The sequence below is a fragment of the Novosphingobium sp. genome, from assembly GCF_025351285.1.
Taxonomy (GTDB): Bacteria; Pseudomonadota; Alphaproteobacteria; order Sphingomonadales; family Sphingomonadaceae; genus Novosphingobium.
In genome coordinates, this window is sequence record NZ_JANXWG010000142.1 from 1 (window position 1) to 16,620 (window position 16,620).

General features: G+C 66.3%; 12 protein-coding genes, 1 other RNA gene and 1 pseudogene. 5 read left to right on the forward strand and 9 right to left on the reverse strand.

What is annotated here, in order from left to right; genetic code table 11:
• From Q0R16_RS17210 to Q0R16_RS17220, 3 genes and pseudogenes are all read left to right on the forward strand, one after another.
• A pseudogene (locus Q0R16_RS17210) lies at positions 1-325 on the forward strand (class I SAM-dependent methyltransferase); the annotation flags it as partial.
• Complete coding sequence (locus tag Q0R16_RS17215) at positions 322-1,731, forward strand: metallophosphoesterase (RefSeq protein WP_295639030.1); 1,410 nt, start codon at positions 322-324, stop codon at positions 1,729-1,731. The pseudogene Q0R16_RS17210 and the gene Q0R16_RS17215, both read left to right, overlap by 4 nt.
• On the forward strand, positions 1,728-2,528 hold the full coding sequence (locus tag Q0R16_RS17220; RefSeq protein WP_295639033.1) for an APH(3') family aminoglycoside O-phosphotransferase: 801 nt from the start codon (positions 1,728-1,730) through the stop codon (positions 2,526-2,528). The genes Q0R16_RS17215 and Q0R16_RS17220 overlap by 4 nt, the downstream gene beginning before the upstream one ends.
• Positions 2,529-2,547: 19 nt before the next feature.
• Here the strand turns inward: Q0R16_RS17220 and Q0R16_RS17225 are convergent, their stop codons facing one another.
• From Q0R16_RS17225 to Q0R16_RS17260, 8 genes are all read right to left on the reverse strand, one after another.
• Positions 2,548-2,958, reverse strand: coding sequence for a DUF2177 family protein (locus Q0R16_RS17225; protein ID WP_295639036.1), 411 nt, complete (start codon positions 2,956-2,958; stop codon positions 2,548-2,550).
• Positions 2,959-3,164: 206 nt separating this feature from the next.
• Positions 3,165-3,500 carry a YbaB/EbfC family nucleoid-associated protein gene (locus Q0R16_RS17230; RefSeq protein WP_295639039.1) on the reverse strand — a complete coding sequence of 112 codons (336 nt, stop codon included), beginning with the start codon at positions 3,498-3,500 and terminating at the stop codon, positions 3,165-3,167.
• Positions 3,497-5,305, reverse strand: coding sequence for a DNA polymerase III subunit gamma/tau (locus Q0R16_RS17235; RefSeq protein ID WP_295639042.1), 1,809 nt, complete (start codon positions 5,303-5,305; stop codon positions 3,497-3,499). The genes Q0R16_RS17230 and Q0R16_RS17235 overlap by 4 nt, the downstream gene beginning before the upstream one ends.
• Positions 5,306-5,360: 55 nt before the next feature.
• An RNA gene (ffs, locus tag Q0R16_RS17240) (signal recognition particle sRNA small type) lies at positions 5,361-5,455 on the reverse strand.
• Between the two features lie 57 nt (positions 5,456-5,512).
• Entirely contained in the window at positions 5,513-5,791 is a 279-nt protein-coding gene (locus tag Q0R16_RS17245) for an ETC complex I subunit (RefSeq protein ID WP_295639045.1), read from the reverse strand.
• A gap of 31 nt (positions 5,792-5,822) precedes the next feature.
• Positions 5,823-8,291, reverse strand: coding sequence for an ATP-dependent helicase HrpB (hrpB, locus tag Q0R16_RS17250; protein ID WP_295639048.1), 2,469 nt, complete (start codon positions 8,289-8,291; stop codon positions 5,823-5,825).
• A 10-nt stretch (positions 8,292-8,301) separates the two neighbouring features.
• Positions 8,302-9,231 carry a phosphatase PAP2 family protein gene (locus tag Q0R16_RS17255; protein WP_295639051.1) on the reverse strand — a complete coding sequence of 310 codons (930 nt, stop codon included), beginning with the start codon at positions 9,229-9,231 and terminating at the stop codon, positions 8,302-8,304.
• Between the two features lie 144 nt (positions 9,232-9,375).
• Positions 9,376-11,193, reverse strand: a complete 1,818-nt coding sequence (locus Q0R16_RS17260; RefSeq protein ID WP_295639054.1) for an ATP-binding protein — start codon at positions 11,191-11,193, stop codon at positions 9,376-9,378.
• 175 nt (positions 11,194-11,368) lie between these two features.
• On the opposite strand from Q0R16_RS17260, the gene htpG reads away from it, so the two are divergent.
• Complete coding sequence (htpG, locus tag Q0R16_RS17265; RefSeq protein ID WP_295639056.1) at positions 11,369-13,273, forward strand: molecular chaperone HtpG; 1,905 nt, start codon at positions 11,369-11,371, stop codon at positions 13,271-13,273.
• Positions 13,274-13,390: 117 nt separating this feature from the next.
• Positions 13,391-14,077, forward strand: a complete 687-nt coding sequence (locus tag Q0R16_RS17270; protein WP_295639058.1) for a murein L,D-transpeptidase catalytic domain family protein — start codon at positions 13,391-13,393, stop codon at positions 14,075-14,077.
• A gap of 9 nt (positions 14,078-14,086) precedes the next feature.
• Here the strand turns inward: Q0R16_RS17270 and Q0R16_RS17275 are convergent, their stop codons facing one another.
• Positions 14,087-16,612: a TonB-dependent receptor gene (locus tag Q0R16_RS17275; RefSeq protein WP_295639061.1), complete on the reverse strand. Its 2,526-nt coding sequence runs from the start codon at positions 16,610-16,612 to the stop codon at positions 14,087-14,089.
• Positions 16,613-16,620 lie beyond the last annotated feature (8 nt).

The window sequence follows — 16,620 nt, forward strand, 5'->3', positions numbered from 1 at the left end:
CGACTGGATCGCCCAGCACTTCTTCACTGGTGGTATCATGCCCAGCGACGGGCTGGTCCACCACTTCGGCGAGACGTTCGAAGTCGAGCAGCAATGGCGCTGGAGCGGTACGCATTACCAGCGCACCGCCAACCAGTGGCTCGAACGCTTCGACGCCAACCGCAGCGGGATCGATGCAGTGTTGCGTCAGGTTTACGGGGCCGATGCAGCGCTGTGGCGGCGGCGCTGGCGGCTGTTCTACCTCGCCACCGCGGGACTGTTCGGGCACGACCGCGGCGACGAATGGGGCGTGACACACGTGCGGCTCAAGCCCGTCGGCGAATGACCTTGGGCCAGCGACTGGCTGCCTACGCCACCCATCCCGATCCGATGACGGCGGCGTGCAACCGCATCGCGCTGCTGGTGGCGAGCAGCCAGCCGACGTATCCGCTTTACTTGTGGTGGCTGGTCGGCGGGCCGTGGTGGCTGGCGTGCTGGACGTTCGTTTCAACCCCGGTGTTCTGCCTGGTGCCGTGGGCGGCGCGGCGCAATTCAGTGTTTGGGCCGGCGCTGCTGGTGCTCGCGGGCTTCGGCAACGGGCTGATCGCGGCAAAGGCGCTGGGCGCGGGATCGGGGGTGGAGCTGTTCCTGGTGCCCGAAGCGCTGATCGCACTGCTGGCGTTGCGTGCGGCATCGCGGCTGAGGCGCGCGCTGCTGGCGGGGGCGATCGTCACGTTCTGGCTGGGGCGCCATCTGGGTCCCGCACTTGGCGCATTCACGCCCGAGCAGACCGCGCAGATGGCGCGGATCAACGCGGGCAGCGCGCTGGTGCTGACGCTGGTAGTGCTGTGGTCGCTGGGCGGGCTAGCGCTTAATGAGGCGCGCGCCGAGCATTCTTCGCTTGGCCGCCGGTTTTTGCGAATGGCCGGGCTGGCCGGCTGGGTGCTGACCCTGGCGCTGGCCGTGCTGATCCTGATCGGCCTGGACAATGTGCTAGCCGATCCGATCGAGCGGACTGCGTCTGTTGCGCTGCCGGCACTCCAGGCCAACACGAAGCCGGTGCACGTGGCCCTGCTGTCCGACATACACCTCGGCAATCGGGGCATGACCGCCGCCCGGCTCAACCGGATCGTTGCGCAGATCGATGCCGCACGGCCCGACCTGATCGTGATCGCGGGCGATTTCATCACGGGATATGACAACCAGGGCGCCCCCGAACGCGCCACCGGGCTGACCGCCCCGCTGTCGCGGCTGCGCGCACCGCTCGGCGTGTTCGCAGTGCTGGGCAATCACGATCACTGGACGCTGCCGCAAGCGATCCGAGCCGATCTGGCCAAGGCGGGCGTGGTCGTGCTCGAAAACGAGGCCGTGCGGCGCGGGTCGTTCACCATTGTCGGGGTGGACGACCTCGTGACGCGGCATGATGACTTGCGGCGCGCGATGGCAGCGGCCGACCGTTTGGGCGGAATACCGATCGCGCTCAGCCATTCGCCCGATGTGGTCAAAGACCTGCCCGATCGCGTCCCGCTGCTGCTGGCCGGGCACACGCACTGCGGGCAAGTCGTGCTGCCGTGGGGCACATCGGTGGCGAGCTATATCGGCCGCAAGCGGCTGTTCGATCCGCGCTATCGTTGCGGGCGGATCGACGATCCGCATCGAACGACGTTCGTGACCGCCGGGTTGGGTTCGGGTACTGTGCCGGTGCGGCTGGCCGCGATGGCAGACTGGTGGCTGATCGAACTGCATCGATGACCGAAAGGTCGAATTCCGCCACGGTCCCGCGCGCGATCTCAACCGCCGTCGAAGGCTATCGCTGGTCGCGCGATACCGTCGGTCAATCGGGGGCGAGCGTTTATCGGCTCCACGGCAAACCGGGTGCGATGCATCTGTTCCTCAAGACCGGCACCGGGGCGGTGGCCGCTGACATCATCGCAGAAGCCGCGCGGTTGCGCTGGCTGGCCGAATACCTGCCGGTGCCGCAAGTCGTCGATTTCGAGGCTGCGGACGGCGCGGCCTGGCTCTTGATGACCGCCATGCCGGGGCAGCCCGCGTGTCGACTGCTCGAAGCCGATTCTTCTACCGGACCCAAGGTGGTCGATGCGTTGGCGGCATTCATGCGGCGGGTACATGCCATCCCCGTCGAGGCCTGCCCGTTCGAAAACGCGCTCGCTCCCCGCTTGGCCCACGCCCGCGCCCGGATCGATGCGGGCCAGGTCGACGAGGATGATTTCGACGAGGAACGGCTGGGCCAGACCGCCGAACAAGTCTGGGCGGACGTGCAGGCGATGCTGCCGCTGGCGTTCGACCGGATCGTCACGCACGGCGATTTCACGCTCGACAACCTGCTGCTCGACGGCGGCGCAGTCGTCGGCTGCATCGACGTGGGCCGCGCCGGGATCGCCGATCGCTATCAGGACCTGGCCCTGCTGTGGACCTGCCTGAGCGAGTTCGGGGCCGGATTGCAGGACCGGCTGTTCGAACAATACGGGATCGACAAGCCCGATCCGCGCCGCATGGCTTTCCACCTGCTGCTCGACGAATTGTTCTGACGCCCCCGACGGGTTTTCCTCAAGCCCTCGCCATCGCCCAGCGCAGCACCAGGAACCCGACGCTGGCCGCCGCGCCCGTGACGAAGGTGCCCCAGCACAAATCAGCCACCGTCACCGTGCTCGACCAGCCCTTGAGCGTGGCCTGGTTGGTCAGATCGTACGTGGCATAGCAAACGAAGCCGAGCAGCGCGCCGCGCACCAGCGCCGCGGTCCAGCGCCCGCTAGCGAGCGCGGGCGCGATCGCGAAGAACACGATGCCGCCGATGTAGATCAGGTAGAACAGTGCTGCCGGGGGCACGCTGAACTTGTCGAGCATCAGCGGACCGATGTTGGGCCGGTAGAGCTTGTTCGCGGCGAACGACAGCCACACCGCGTCGATGCCGAGAAAGGCTACCCCAGTGGCGATGTAGGCGATGATCCATGGACCCATTGGTTTTAACTCCTCGAAAATCGGAAGGCGATCCTCACCCCACAACATTGTCATGCTGAACTTGTTTCAGCATCCATTTCGCGTCCCAGTCGGGTTTGTCGGTGACAGAGCAACTGCGGTGTCGTTGCTCCAACGAGCATCATCGCAGGCTCAACGATGGATGCTGAAACAAGTTCAGCATGACAACGAAAGGGGAGCAGGTGCCCTTAGAACGGCAGCTTGAACCCCGGCGGGATACCGGCCGCGGCCTGGACCTTCTGCATTTCTGCGCCTGCAGCCGAATCGGCCTTGCCGCGCGCATCGTTGAAGGCGGCGGCGACGAGGTCTTCCAAGATACCCTTGTCGGATGGAACCAGCAGGCTGTCGTCGATCGCCACGCCGATCACGCGACCCTTGGCGGTGGCGCGGATTTTCACGAGCCCACCACCGGCGACGCCTTCGACTTCGATCTGGTCGAGCTTGCCTTGCGCTTCTTCCATCTGCTTCTGGATGGTCTGCGCCGCGGCTTGCGCGGCCTGGATCATTTCTTCCATCGATTTCATGCGCGTTTGCTCCAGCTTGGCGCCGAGGGATCGCGGGCCTTGGCCTCGTCGATCAGTTCGGCTTCGGGGAAATGGGCGAAGGCGGCCTTGACCAGCGGATCGGCACGCAAGGCGGCTTCGGCAGCGACAGCCTCTGCCTCCGCGAGTTCGCGCAAGCTGGGCTGCGGCGGAGTGTTGGGATCGGCGGGCGCGCGTTCGACCTGCCAGCGTTGCCCGGTCACCTTCAGCAGTGCGTCCTTGATCTCGGGCACCACATCGGCGGTATAGCCCGGTGCGAGCTGGAAGCGGAGCAGTTCGTGGCCGAGCTCGATCACGCGCACCCAGTCGCGCATCGTGCCCGCCGCCACCAGCAACCCCGCGCGATCGACCGAATCGACCAGCGCCGCCCAGTCCATATGCGGCGCGGGCGGAGCATCGGCGGTTGGAGAGGAACCGGCAGACCCATCGGGCTTGGCAGGCGCAGCAACCGGACCGCGGGCGGCCAGTTCCTCCAGCCGCTTCGCCAGTTGCCCCGGATCGGGCAATTCAGCGGCATGCGCCACGCGCAGCAACGCCATTTGCGCCGAAGCCAGCGGATCGGGCGAGGTGCGCACTTCCTCGTAGCCCTTGAGCAGCAATTGCCACAGGCGGTGAAGCTGCCCGGCGGATAGCTGCTTGCCCCAGCCTTCCAGCTCGGCGCGCTCCTCGGCCGAGCGGCCATCGGCGCCGCTGCCGAATTGCGAAACGGTGATGCGGTGCACCAGATCGAGCTGCGCGCGCATCAGATTTACAGGTTCGACGCCGAGCGCATATTGCGCCGCCACGTCCTCGATCAGCGCAATACCGTCGCCCGACAGCACCGCGGTGAACAGCCGCCGCTGCATCGCCTTGTCGGCCAGCCCCAGCATATCGCGGACTTGCGCAGCGGTAACCTTGCCCGCATCTTCGTCAGAGCCCGCGAAATCGGCATGGCTGATGGCCTGGTCGAGGATCGACAGCCCGTCGCGCACCGATCCTTCGGCGGCGGACGCGATCATCGCCAACGCCTCGGGCTCGGCCACGACGTGTTCTTCCGAGCACACCCAGGCGAAGTGACCGGCCAGCATCGGCGTGGGAATCCGGCGAAGATCGAAGCGCTGGCAGCGCGACAGCACGGTGACGGGCAGCTTGTCCGCCTCGGTCGTCGCGAACAGGAATTTCACGTGCGCGGGCGGTTCTTCGAGCGTTTTCAGCAGCGCATTGAAGGCGTTGCGGCTGAGCATGTGGACTTCGTCGATGATGTAGATCTTGTAGCGCGCGCTGACCGCGGCGTAGCGCACCGCCTCGATGATCTCGCGCACGTCGTCGACGCCGGTGTGGCTGGCCGCGTCCATCTCGATCACGTCGATGTGGCGGCCTTCGGCGATCGCCACGCAGGGTTCGCACATCCCGCACGGATCGATTGTGGCGCCGCCCTGCCCGTCGGTTCCGATGCAGTTCAGCGCCTTGGCGATCAGCCGCGCGGTGCTGGTCTTGCCCACGCCGCGCACCCCGGTCATCAAAAAGGCATGCGCCAGCCGTTCGCGCCGGATCGCGTTGGCGAGCGTCTGCACCATCGCCTCCTGCCCGATCAACTGACTGAAAGTCTGCGGCCGGTATTTGCGCGCAAGCACGCGGTAAGGGGTCGCGGGGGCAACTGGTGCGAGCGTGTCAAGCGGCGGAGCGGGCACAGGCGCAGCATCCCCGAACAGCGCCGATTGTCCGGCGGCTTCAAGCTCGGCCGCGTTTGGCGCAGGCACGGTTTCGTGCGTCTGCGCATTGCCAAACATGTCAGTTGAATCGGCCATCACGCCTTCAGGTAATCGCTATGACAGCGAATGGCGAGTGGCATCTCGGGCGCATCTCGAAGGAGCCGGCCGACCCGCCGCAACCCGTTGTGGCTGCTTCCTTCCGGACCTGACCAGGTTGGCGGACGCAAGCGTCCGACCGACTCCCGGTCGCGCGTATGGCGAGGAGCGAGCGATTTGTCCAGACAGTGCGCGCTGAACCGACCCTCAGCGAAAATTATCGGCGTAGCTTTGCAGCTTCAGGCGGCGCGGCGGGGTGGGCGTGAAATGCGCGTCGATGCCGTGTTTGGTCGCATAGGCTTGCGCGTCTTCGGCGCTGGCGAACTTCAAAACGACCTGGACCTGCGTGTCACCCGAGCCCGACCAGCCCATCAGTGGATCGGGATGGCGCGCTTCGGCGGGCGCGAATTCGAGCAGCCAGTCACCGGTGCGCGCCCTGCCCGATTGCATGGCGTTTTTCGGGCGTTGGAAGATGCGTGCGGTCATCGCGTGCCTTTCGGGCACAACGTTCCCAAGATCAAGTCCGGTTCGTCCGTTCGAACGCATTGCGCGTCTTGAGGCTCGGGTCCTCGGTCCAGGGCTCATCGGGCCAGCGGTGGCGCGGGTAGCGGCCCTTCATGTCCTTGACCACGTCCTTCCACGATCCGCGCCAGAACGCGGGCAAGTCGGTGGTCAACTGGATCGGTCGGCCGCCGGGAGACGTCAGGCTGAGCAGCAGCGCGCGGGGCGGGCGGCCGATCATGGGGTGCCGGTCCAGCCCGAACAGCGCCTGGACGCGCAATTCGACGGCGGGGCCACCCTCATGGGCGTAGTCGATCGCGTGCGTGGTGCCGAGCGACGAGGTGAACTGCGATGGCGCCAGCGTGTCCAGTTGCTGGCGTTCGGTCCAATCCAGCCGGCCGAGCAGCGCTTCGTGCAGCGCGCCAGGCGGCACCGCCAGGTCGCGGCGATTGGCCAATAAAGGGCCGAGCCACTGGTCGAAATCGGCGATCAGAGCTTCGGCACCCAGAGCAGCAAGTCCGGCATAGGCCCCGCGCGCCAGCAGTGCTTTCGCGCCATCGCCCAACGGCAGCGCGCCCAGCCCCTCGGCACGCACCCGATCGAGCAGCAGCGCCGCCACCGCCGCCGGTTCGGGCGACGGATCAGGCACCCGCGCCAGCGTGATCGCGCCCAACCGGCGTTCGAGCCGCGCGTCCACCCGCGCGGCGTCGGCATTCCACGCCAATGTGTGCCGCGCGGTGATGCGGTGGCCGAGCCAGCGGCCGAGGTCTGCTTCGTCCAGCGCCAGCCCGGCAAGAATGCGCGCGCCGCTGGCCTGCCCCGCCGCATCGCCGACCACCAGCCAGGTGGCGCGCGCCAGCGGAGAGGCCGGGTCGAGCCGGTAGCCGCGTCCGCCGGCGGACAACCAGTCTTCGCCCGATGCCGAGCGGGCCTTGGCGATGCGATCGGGAAACGCTTCGGCGAGCAGCACGGCGAGCGGCGGTTGCTCGCGCTGCTGCGGCTTGCCTGCCGCACGTTCGGCCGCTTTGGCCCAGCGATCGGCCAGCTTGCGCGAGGCATCGGCGCGGGCGCCGCGTTCGCCGTTCCAGCGATCGAGCCGCGCGGCAAGGTCGTCCGACCGCCCGCCCAGCCCGCGTTCCTGCAACAACAGCGCCAGTCTTGCGGCAACAATTGCTGCGCCATACTGCGCAGCATAAAGGAGCATGTGCGCCAACGGGGGTTGCATCGGCAGCGCCGCCATCGCCTGCCCGTGCGGGGTGATCCGGCCCGCCTGGTCCAGCGCGCCCAATGTCGTCAGTTGCGACTGCGCCGCTGCCAGTGCGGGCGCCGGCGGCGGATCGAGCCAGGCCAGCGCCCGCGCATCGTGTGCGCCCCATCGCGCCAATGTCAGCGCCAGCGGGGCCAGATCGGCGGCCAGCATCTCGGGCGGATCGAAGGCGGCACGGCCGGCGTGCCCCGCCTCCTCCCACAGCCGATACGCAACACCAGGACCCTGCCGCGCCGCGCGGCCGGCGCGCTGTGCGGCAGCGGCGCGGCTGGCGCGGGTGGTGACCAGCCGGGTCACGCCCGCGGCCACGTCGAACTCTGCGCGGCGCGACAGCCCGGCATCGACCACGACCGAGACACCATCGAGCGTCAGCGACGTTTCGGCGATGGCAGTGGCCAGCACGATCCTGCGCCGGCCCCCTTGTCCATTCTGGCCGGGATCGCGGCGGATCGCGGCCCGCTGCCCGGCGGGGTCGACTTGTCCGTGGAGCGGCAACACCAGCGCTTGCGGCAGCTTCTCCGCCAGCCGTTCGTGCGTGCGCTCGATCTCGCGGACGCCGGGGAGGAAGGCGAGGATGTCGCCCGATTCCTCGCGCCACGCCGCCAACACGGCGCTGGCGACTTGATCTTCCACGCGCGCTTCGGGCCGACCGCCCAGCCATTTGATCGCCAGTGGCCACGCCTTGCCCGCGCTTTCGATGACCGGGGCGTTGCCTAGCAACGCCGCAAAACGCGCACCATCGAGCGTGGCCGACATCACCACGATCCGCAGATCATCGCGCAACACGCCTTGCGCCTCAATCGCCAGCGCCAGGCCAAGATCCGAATCGAGATGCCGTTCGTGTGCCTCATCGAACAGCACGGCGGAAATCCCGGCCAATTCGGGATCGCCCAGGATGGTTGCGACGAAAATCGCCTCGGTCATCACCAGTACGCGCGTGGCGCCCGTGCGCTTGCTGTCGAGCCGGGTCAGGTAGCCGATCGTCCGGCCGACCGGTTCGCCCAGTTCTTCGGCCATGCGTTCGGCCGCCGCGCGCGCGGCCACGCGGCGCGGGGACAGCACAATCACCGTACCGCTGCACCACGGCTCGGCCAGCAAAGCGGGTGCGACCGCGGTGGTCTTGCCCGCTCCGGGCGGGGCGACAAGTACGGCGTTCGGCCCGGAGCGCAATGCATCGAGCAGTTCGGGCAGGACGGCATGGATCGGAAGCGCGCTCACGCTCCCGCCCCTACCCCGGCTGGCTGACCCGCGCAAAGGCCGGCATTGGTTCAAGCCCATGATGCAGATGACGCCCGGTCCAGCGCAATGCGAGAACCACCACGCAGATCGCGAAACCCGCCACCGCCGCACCGGCAATCATGTCTGATAGATAATGCGTGCCCTCGATCGGCGTAGCCAGCAGCATCGCGCAGTTGAGCGGCACCACCACCCGCCGCAATTGCACGACCGGCCATGCCGCCCACATGTACAGCACCGCCGATGCTGTGTGGAAGCTGGGCGCGCAGACCAGCCCGCGCAGCGCGCCGAGATCGATCCCGCTGACGTGGTGCAGCCGCAGCGCCGGGATCAATTGCTGCTGGTAAAGCGCGCTTGTCGGCATGTAGGGAATCGGCCCGTGCCACAGGAACGCCAGCGGTCCTTCGGCCGGAAATTCGCGGAACAACAGCAGCGTCAGCACTTCGGCCAGCCAGAACGCGAGCAGGAACCGCCGCGCCTCGAAGCGCTGGCCGGTCTTGGCAAACCATCCCAGCAGCAGGAATGGTGACACATATATCGTGGCGTAAGCCGCCTCGCCCATACGGCGGAGCACGGGGTGCGAGGTCACTCCACGATACCAGGCGATCCAGTCGAAATGCAGCGCCGTGTCCCAGCGCTGCAGCGTGGCATCGACGTAGCCGTGCGTGCTCGCCGCCAGCGGATAGCTTGCCAGCACGCCAAGCAGCGCAATGGCGCAGAACAGTAGCATGTCTTCGGCGAAATCGCGCAGCCATCGCCGGAACGGATCGACCGCGGCCCTCGTCCAGACGCGCACACACGCCAGCAGGCCAAGGCTTGACGCGCAAGCGGCCACCCCGAAGCTGCGCGGCGCCAGGCCAAGCCGGTCCCACGCTAACAAGACTGCGACAGCCAGCCCGCTGATAGCCAGGCTGGCCGCCATCCAGTGACCCGGAATCGTGGCGTGCCCGCCGGGCCCGCGCGCTGCATTCAGTTGATCCAGACCGCATCCCCTATCCCGAAGGCAGCGGTGCTAGTCACGCAAGCGTCACATTGTCAAAATGAATTCACGCGGCCGCGCCCCGATTCAGCTCTCGATCATTTCGGTGATCTTGGCGGCAAGTTCGGTCATGCCGAAAGGTTTGGTGATGATTTCCATCCCCGGGTCGAGCAAGCCATTGCCGACCGCAGCGTTTTCCGCATAGCCGGTCACGAACAGCACCTTGAGGTCGGGCCGGCTCTGGCGCGCGGCATCGGCCACCTGGCGCCCGTTCATCCCGCCGGGCAAGCCAACATCGGTGACCAGCAAGTCGATCCCCGGCTCTTGGTCGAGCAGCTTCAGACCGCTTGGCCCGTCTTCGGCTTCGAGCGAGCGAAAGCCTGCTTCTTCAAGCACTTCGACGATCAGCATCCGCACCATCGGTTCGTCGTCGATCACCAGCACCGTGCGCCCGCTGCCTTGAACGGCCACCACCGGACCGGGAGCCGAAACCTCGACGACCGCAGCTCCAACGTATCGCGGCAGGTACAGGCACATCGTTGTGCCGCGCGGTGAATTGACCTGTGGCCCCTCCCCCTCGCCCGTCTCGCTGTAAACACGCACTTGCCCGCCTGACTGGCGCACGAAGCCGTGAACCATCGACAGCCCCAGGCCCGTGCCCTTGCCGATCGGCTTGGTGGTAAAGAACGGGTCGAAAATCCGGTCGATCACGTCCTTGGGGATGCCGGTGCCGGTATCGGTCACGCAGATCGAGATGTACTGGCCGGGCGCCAGATCGCGTTCGGGCGCGGCGCGCGCATCGAGCCATTTGTTGGCGGTTTCGATCGTGATGCGGCCGCCTTCGGGCATCGCATCGCGCGCATTGATCGCCAGGTTGATGAGCGCGCTTTCGAGCTGCGCAGGGTCGACCCGCGTGGTCCACAACCCGCCCGCGCCCACTACTTCGAGCGTGATCGCCGGGCCGATGGTGCGGCGCATCAGGTCCTCGATGCCGTGGATCAGCCGGTTGGCGTCGACTGGCTTGGGATCGAGCGTCTGTCGCCGCGAGAAGGCCAGCAGTCGCTGAGTCAGCGCGGTGGCGCGCTTGGCCGAGGCTTGCGCGCCGACGATGAAGCGTTCGAGCCCGTCGCTGCGGCCTCCGATCAATCGCCGCTCGATCAGTTCGAGGCTGCCGCTGATCCCGGCAAGCAGGTTGTTGAAATCGTGCGCGATCCCACCGGTGAGTTGGCCAACCGCTTCCATCTTCTGCGCCTGGCGCAGTGCCTCGTGCGCCTCGGTCAATTCGGCAGTGCGCTGCTCCACCCGCTGTTCGAGCGTTTCGTTGGCCAGGCGTGCCTCTTGAATCAGGTTGGCGTTTTCCAAAGCGATTGCCGTAACTTTCGCGTTCAGCACCCGCAGCGCCTCGCGTTCGGACAGCAGTTCCTGCTCGGCGCGGTGTGCGCCGGTGGTTTCGACCACGAACGCGATTACCCCCGCCGGTTGGCCGCTTTCGTCGAGGATCGGCGAATAATCGAGGTTCATCCACACCTGCTCGGGCACGCCGTTGCGCCACAGCGTCAATTCGTGGTTGCGGAATGCCAGGGTGCCGCCGGCCAGCCCGACCTTCATCACATGATCGTTGAAATCCGCAACCTCGGGCCAGCCTTCGCGCACCTTGCTCCCGAGCAGGTCGGGATGGCGCCCGCCCGCGAACAACGAATAGGCATCGTTGTAGAGCATGATCCCGTCGGTGCCCCACAGCATCACGATCGGCACCGGTGACAGCAGCAACACCGCCAGCGCGGTGTTCAGGCTCGGCGGCCATTGATTGATCGGGCCAAGCGGCGTGTCCGACCAGTCGCGATCGGCAATCAGCCGGCCGGTTTCGCCACCGCGCAGGCGCCACGAACGGGAGAGTGGAGTCACGCGGCCATCCTGATCACTTTGTGTCGGTCCCCACCGTCGCAAGCGTTCATTGCCGCAGGGATGGCGAAGCCGTCAACCCGGCCAGTGATTTTCAAACGATCCCGGCTGCTTGAAATCGGCACCGGTCCCGCACATTTGCGGGAAACACCGAATTCTGTTGAAGGCCAGCCACACCATGACGACCGACACGATTGAAACCGCCCCTGGTCCCGAAGTCCATGCTTTCGAAGCCGATGTCTCCAAGCTGCTCCACATGATGGTGCACTCGGTCTATTCGGACAAGGACGTGTTCCTGCGCGAGCTGATCTCGAACGCGGCCGATGCCTGCGAGAAGCTGCGCTATGAAGCGATCACCGATCCGGCGCTGCTGGGCGATGATCCTCGGCCGAAAATCACCATCACGCTCGATCCAGACCAGCACCGGTTGACGATCGCCGACAACGGCATCGGCATGACCGCGGCCGACATGGGCGAAACATTGGGCACGATCGCGCGGTCGGGCACCAAGGCGTTCATGGACCGGATCGCCGCCACCAAAGCGGGCGAAGGTACGGGCGATACGCAACTCATCGGCCAGTTCGGCGTCGGCTTCTATTCGGCGTTCATGGTGGCCGGCAAGGTCGACGTGCTCTCGCGCCGCGCCGGCAGCGATGAGGCCGCGATGTGGTCGTCCGATGGCCAGGGTACTTACACCATCGCCTCGGTTTCAACCGTCGAAGCGCCCACGCGCGGCACCCGCATCGTGCTGCACCTGCTGGAGGACGCCAACGACTATGCCGAGCGTTGGCAGATCGAACGCATCGTCAAGGCGCAATCGGGCCACGTGCCGGTGCCGATCGAATTGCTCGACAAGCCCGATGGCGAGGCGAGCGAGATCGCCGATGGCACCGCGCTGTGGACCCGGCCCAAGTCCGAAGTGACACCCGAAGACTACACCGATTTCTACCGCAGCCTGGCTGGCCAGTTCGACGCCCCCGCGCTGACGTTGCATTACCGCGCAGAGGGCCGCCACGAATACAACGTGCTGGCGTTCATCCCCGAAGCGCGCCCGTTCGATCTGTTCGACCCTGATCGCAAGGGCCGGATGAAGCTCTACGTGCGCCGCGTGTTCATCACCGACGAGGCGACGCTGCTGCCCCGCTATCTGCGCTTTGTGCGCGGGCTGGTCGATTCGGCCGACCTGCCGCTCAACATGTCGCGCGAGATGATTCAGGACAGCCCGATCCTCACCGCGATCCAGAAAGGCCTGACCGGCAAGGTCCTGGGCGAGCTCGAAAAGACCGCGCGCGACAATCCCGAAAGCTACGCGAAGATCTGGGACACCTTCGGCGCGGTGCTCAAGGAAGGGCTCTACGAGGACTTCGAGCGGCGCGAGGCGCTGCTCAAGCTGGCGCGGTTCAAGACGACCGCATCTGGTGCAGAATGGCGCAGCCTCGAAGACTACGTTGCAGCGATGAAGGACAACCAGACCGCGATCTACTATGCGGCGGGCACCGATCTCGATCGGCTGGCGACATCGCCGCAGCTTGAGGGATTCCGCGCGCGCGGGATCGAAGTGCTGCTGCTGCCCGATCAGGTCGATAGCTTCTGGGTCACCTCAGGCCTGGATCATGGGGGCAAGCCGTTCAAGTCGGTGACCCAGGGCGCGGCCGACCTGACGCTGATCCCACTGGCCGAGGGCGCCGATGCGCCCACGACCGAGGCCAGCCCCGAAACCGAGGCATTCCTGGCGTTCGTCAAGGACACGCTCGGCGATGCGGTGTCCGACGTGCGCGCATCGGCCCGGCTGACGCAGAGCGCAGTGTGCCTCGTGGCGAGCGAGTCCGCGCTCGACCGCAACCTCGAAAAGCTGCTCGCGGGTTCGGGCCAGGTGCCCGCCGGCGCCAAGCCGGTGCTTGAAGTCAACCCGGGCCATGCGCAGATCGAACGGCTGGCCGCGCTGCCTGCCGATGACACGTTGCGCACCGATGCCGCGCACCTCCTGCTCGACGAGGCGCGCATTGCCGATGGCGAACCGCCGGTCGATCCGCGGGCCTTCGCTGTACGGTTGGGGCGGCTGATCGAACGCGCGGCGCGATAAGGTTGGGGTTCCCGCCGCAAACGGCGCCCGCCTCATCGGCCAAATGCCCTTCAAGCGATTGATTTTGAAGGCCTGCCACCCAGATGGCAGGCCTCCACTTCGGGAATCGCAAAAGCCATGTCGTTCAATCGGCGCTACTTTCTGGGCGCGCTGGCCGCAGGATCGGTCAGCATGGTCGCGCCGCGTACGCGGACCAAGCCGCGCGGTCACTTCACGCCTCTCATGCCCTTGCCCACCCCCCTGCCCACCGATCTACTCCCCGGCGGGTCGCATTCGGAACTGGGCGTGCGTCCGGCGCTGCTGGCGCGCGCGCTCGCCGCGTTCGACAGCCACGCCCTGCACCTGGCCAACCGCAGCGTGATCGGCGTTGTCGATTTCACTGCACCCTCGCACGCAACGAGGCTGCATCTGGTCGACGTCGCGAACGGGCGAGTCATGGCTCACCATCTCGTCGCGCACGGCCACGGGTCAGACCCTGACAACAGCGGCTGGGTCGAACGCTTCTCGAACAAGCCGGGCTCGAACGCGTCTTCGGGCGGAAGCTTCCTCACCTCGGACATCTACACCGGCAAGCACGGCCGATCGCGCCGGCTGATCGGGCTCGATCCCGAAAACAACCTGGCGCTCGACCGAGGCATCGTCATCCACGCCGCCAGCTACGTCGACACCGCGATGGCGCAAACCCTTGGCCGCATCGGCCGCAGCCAGGGCTGCTTCGCCGTCTCCGCCCCCGCGATCCACGACGTTCTGGCGCAACTCGGCCCCGGCTGCCTGCTTTACGCCGGCAAGATCGAGCCGGCGTAGCGCCAGCGATCAGAACTTCGCCGATGCCTCCACGCCGATCACTCGACGCGCGCCGGGCGAAATGAACGATCCGCCGAACTCGATCGCCGGGATCACTTCGGCCAGGTACTTCTTGTCGAGCGCGTTGTTGGCGAAGACCGTCAGCGAGTAGCGGTCGGTCTGGATACCGCCGCGCAAATTGAGCACGCCGAAGGCCGAACGCTGCGACTTGCAGTAGCTGGCATCCCCCACGAAGCTGGGCAGCGCCAGCGCCGAGATCGGCAGCAGCCCCGAGAATAGCGAAGGTCGCGTCTGGCACTGCACGGTGCTGAACCAGGTCGGCCCGGTCACGCGATAATCGGCGCGGCCGACCAGCTTGACGTGTCCGCTCAAGGGCTGGGTCACTTCGGTGCCGAAGTTGAGCGTGTAATCGGCGGTGTAGGGTGACTTGTTGCCGACGGTGTAGGGCCGCGAGCTGTTCTTTTTGATCTCGCTGTCGGTGTAGTTGCCCGAGGCATAGACCTTCCAGCCGTCGATCAGCTTTAGGCCCACGTTGAGCTCGACGCCCTTGATGTCGACCTTGTCGATGTTCGAAACCACGCGCAGCAGCCCGAAACTGCCGACGAAAAATTCGAAGAACTGCATGTCGGTGACGCGGGTGTAGTATCCCGCCAGGTCGAAGGTCAGCCGGTCATCGAACAGCGTGCCCTTGGCGCCGATCTCGAACGAACTGGATTTCTCCTTGCGGTACTGGTCGTTGACGGTGACCCCGGCGTTGATGAAGGCGTTGAAGTTGGCGTTGATCAGCGCCGCAGAACCCTGGTTGTTGAACCCGCCCGATTTGAAACCGATGCCCCAATCGGCGTAGAGATTGAGTTTGCTGGTGGGCCGGTAGCTGACCGACAGCTTGGGTTCGAACTGGTTGAAGGTTTTCGATTGCGGGGTCAGCGCGCCGAACGCCTGGCCGGGGTTGATCGGGCCGCCGGTGAAGGGATCAGTGGCGATCGGCACCAACGTGTTCGAACGGCGATGCTCGCTGTCGTAACGCAAGGCGAGGCTGGCGCTGAACTGGCTGGTGGGCTTCCAGTCGACCGAGCCGAACCCGGCATAAACGTCGGTCTTGAACTTGTCGGCCAGCAGCAGCGAGGTCGGGTTGGCCGAAGTGGGCGCGTTGTAAAGCTGCTTGATCACGCCCTGCCCGGTGTCGGCGCCCAGGCTAACGCCAACGGTGCGATCGATGTTGAGGTAATAACCGCCGACCTGCCATGAAAGCGGGCCGTCGGTGGTCGACGCCAGCCGCACTTCGAAGCTCGCGTCCTTCTGGTTGCGGACCTGGTACTGGATACCGTCGCACGTGGTCGGGCTGTAGGGGCCGAAGGTGGAGCCCGTTGCGGGCGCGAAGATGAACGGCACCGGCACCGACCCGATCGCGCCCGGCTGGTTGACCGGGAAGCCCTTGAGCGCGGCGGTGGAGGCGAAGCAACGGTTGACTGCCAGTTGACCAGCGGGGTTCGCTGCGCTGATATAGCGCGCAAAATCGGCCGACGTGCCATCGGCGACGAGGTTCTGCTTGATGTTCGAATAGAGCCCCCACGCGGTCAGCTTCACGGTGCCGAAATCATGATCGATCTTGGCCGAGACGTCGAAGCTGGTCTGGTCGTTGGTGGGGCGTACGTTGCTGTAGAAGTTGAACGGGTGCGTGTTGACGTCCTCGTAGAACGCCGAGTTCACACCCGCGAAATTGGGCAGCGCGAAGGCCGCGTTGAAGGGCAGCGAAGCGCCGTGAAATTCCGAATAGCGCGCCTTGATGTCCAGTTGCGTGGCGCTGTTCATGCCGAACATCAGCCGGCCGTCGATCGCCCAGGTGCGGTGATCGTCGACCACCTTGCGGTTGTTCAGGAAGATGTTTTTGTAGAACCCGTCGCTGGTGTCGGACGTTCCCGAAAGCACGAAGCCCGCGCCTTCGCCCAGTGGGCCGGCAAGATGCGCCGAAACCGCGACACTGTTCTGCTCTCCATACGAAGCCTTGACCGCGCCGGTCAGCGTTTCGGTGGGCTTGAGCGTCTGGATCACGATTGCGCCGGCGGCTGCGTTGCGGCCGTAGATCGCGCCTTGCGGACCTTTCAGGATTTCGACCTGGCGCAGTGTGCCCTGGTCCTGGTTGAGCTGCGCGGTGTTGGTCTTGAGGATGCCGTCGACCACCAGCGCGACCGAACTTTCGGCATCGCGCGCGCCGTTCATGCCCCGGATATTGATTTGCGTGTCACCCGCTTCGGCGGTGCCGGTCACGATGGTGATGCCGGGGGTGAGCGCGACGAAATCCGCGGCCTTGGTGGCGCCGGTGCGTTCTAGGGTGGCGGCAGTGAGCACCGCGACCGAGGCGGGCACGTCCTGCAACCGCTCGTTCTGGCGGCGCGCGGTGACGACGATCGACCCTTCGTCCGGCGGCGTGGCCGCACCGTCGGCGGGCTTGGTCCCATCCTGCGCAAGCGCCGGAGCGGCAGACACGGCGAGAACGGCGATGGAGGCTGACAGCAGCCAGTTGGTGACGCGCATGGTGAAAC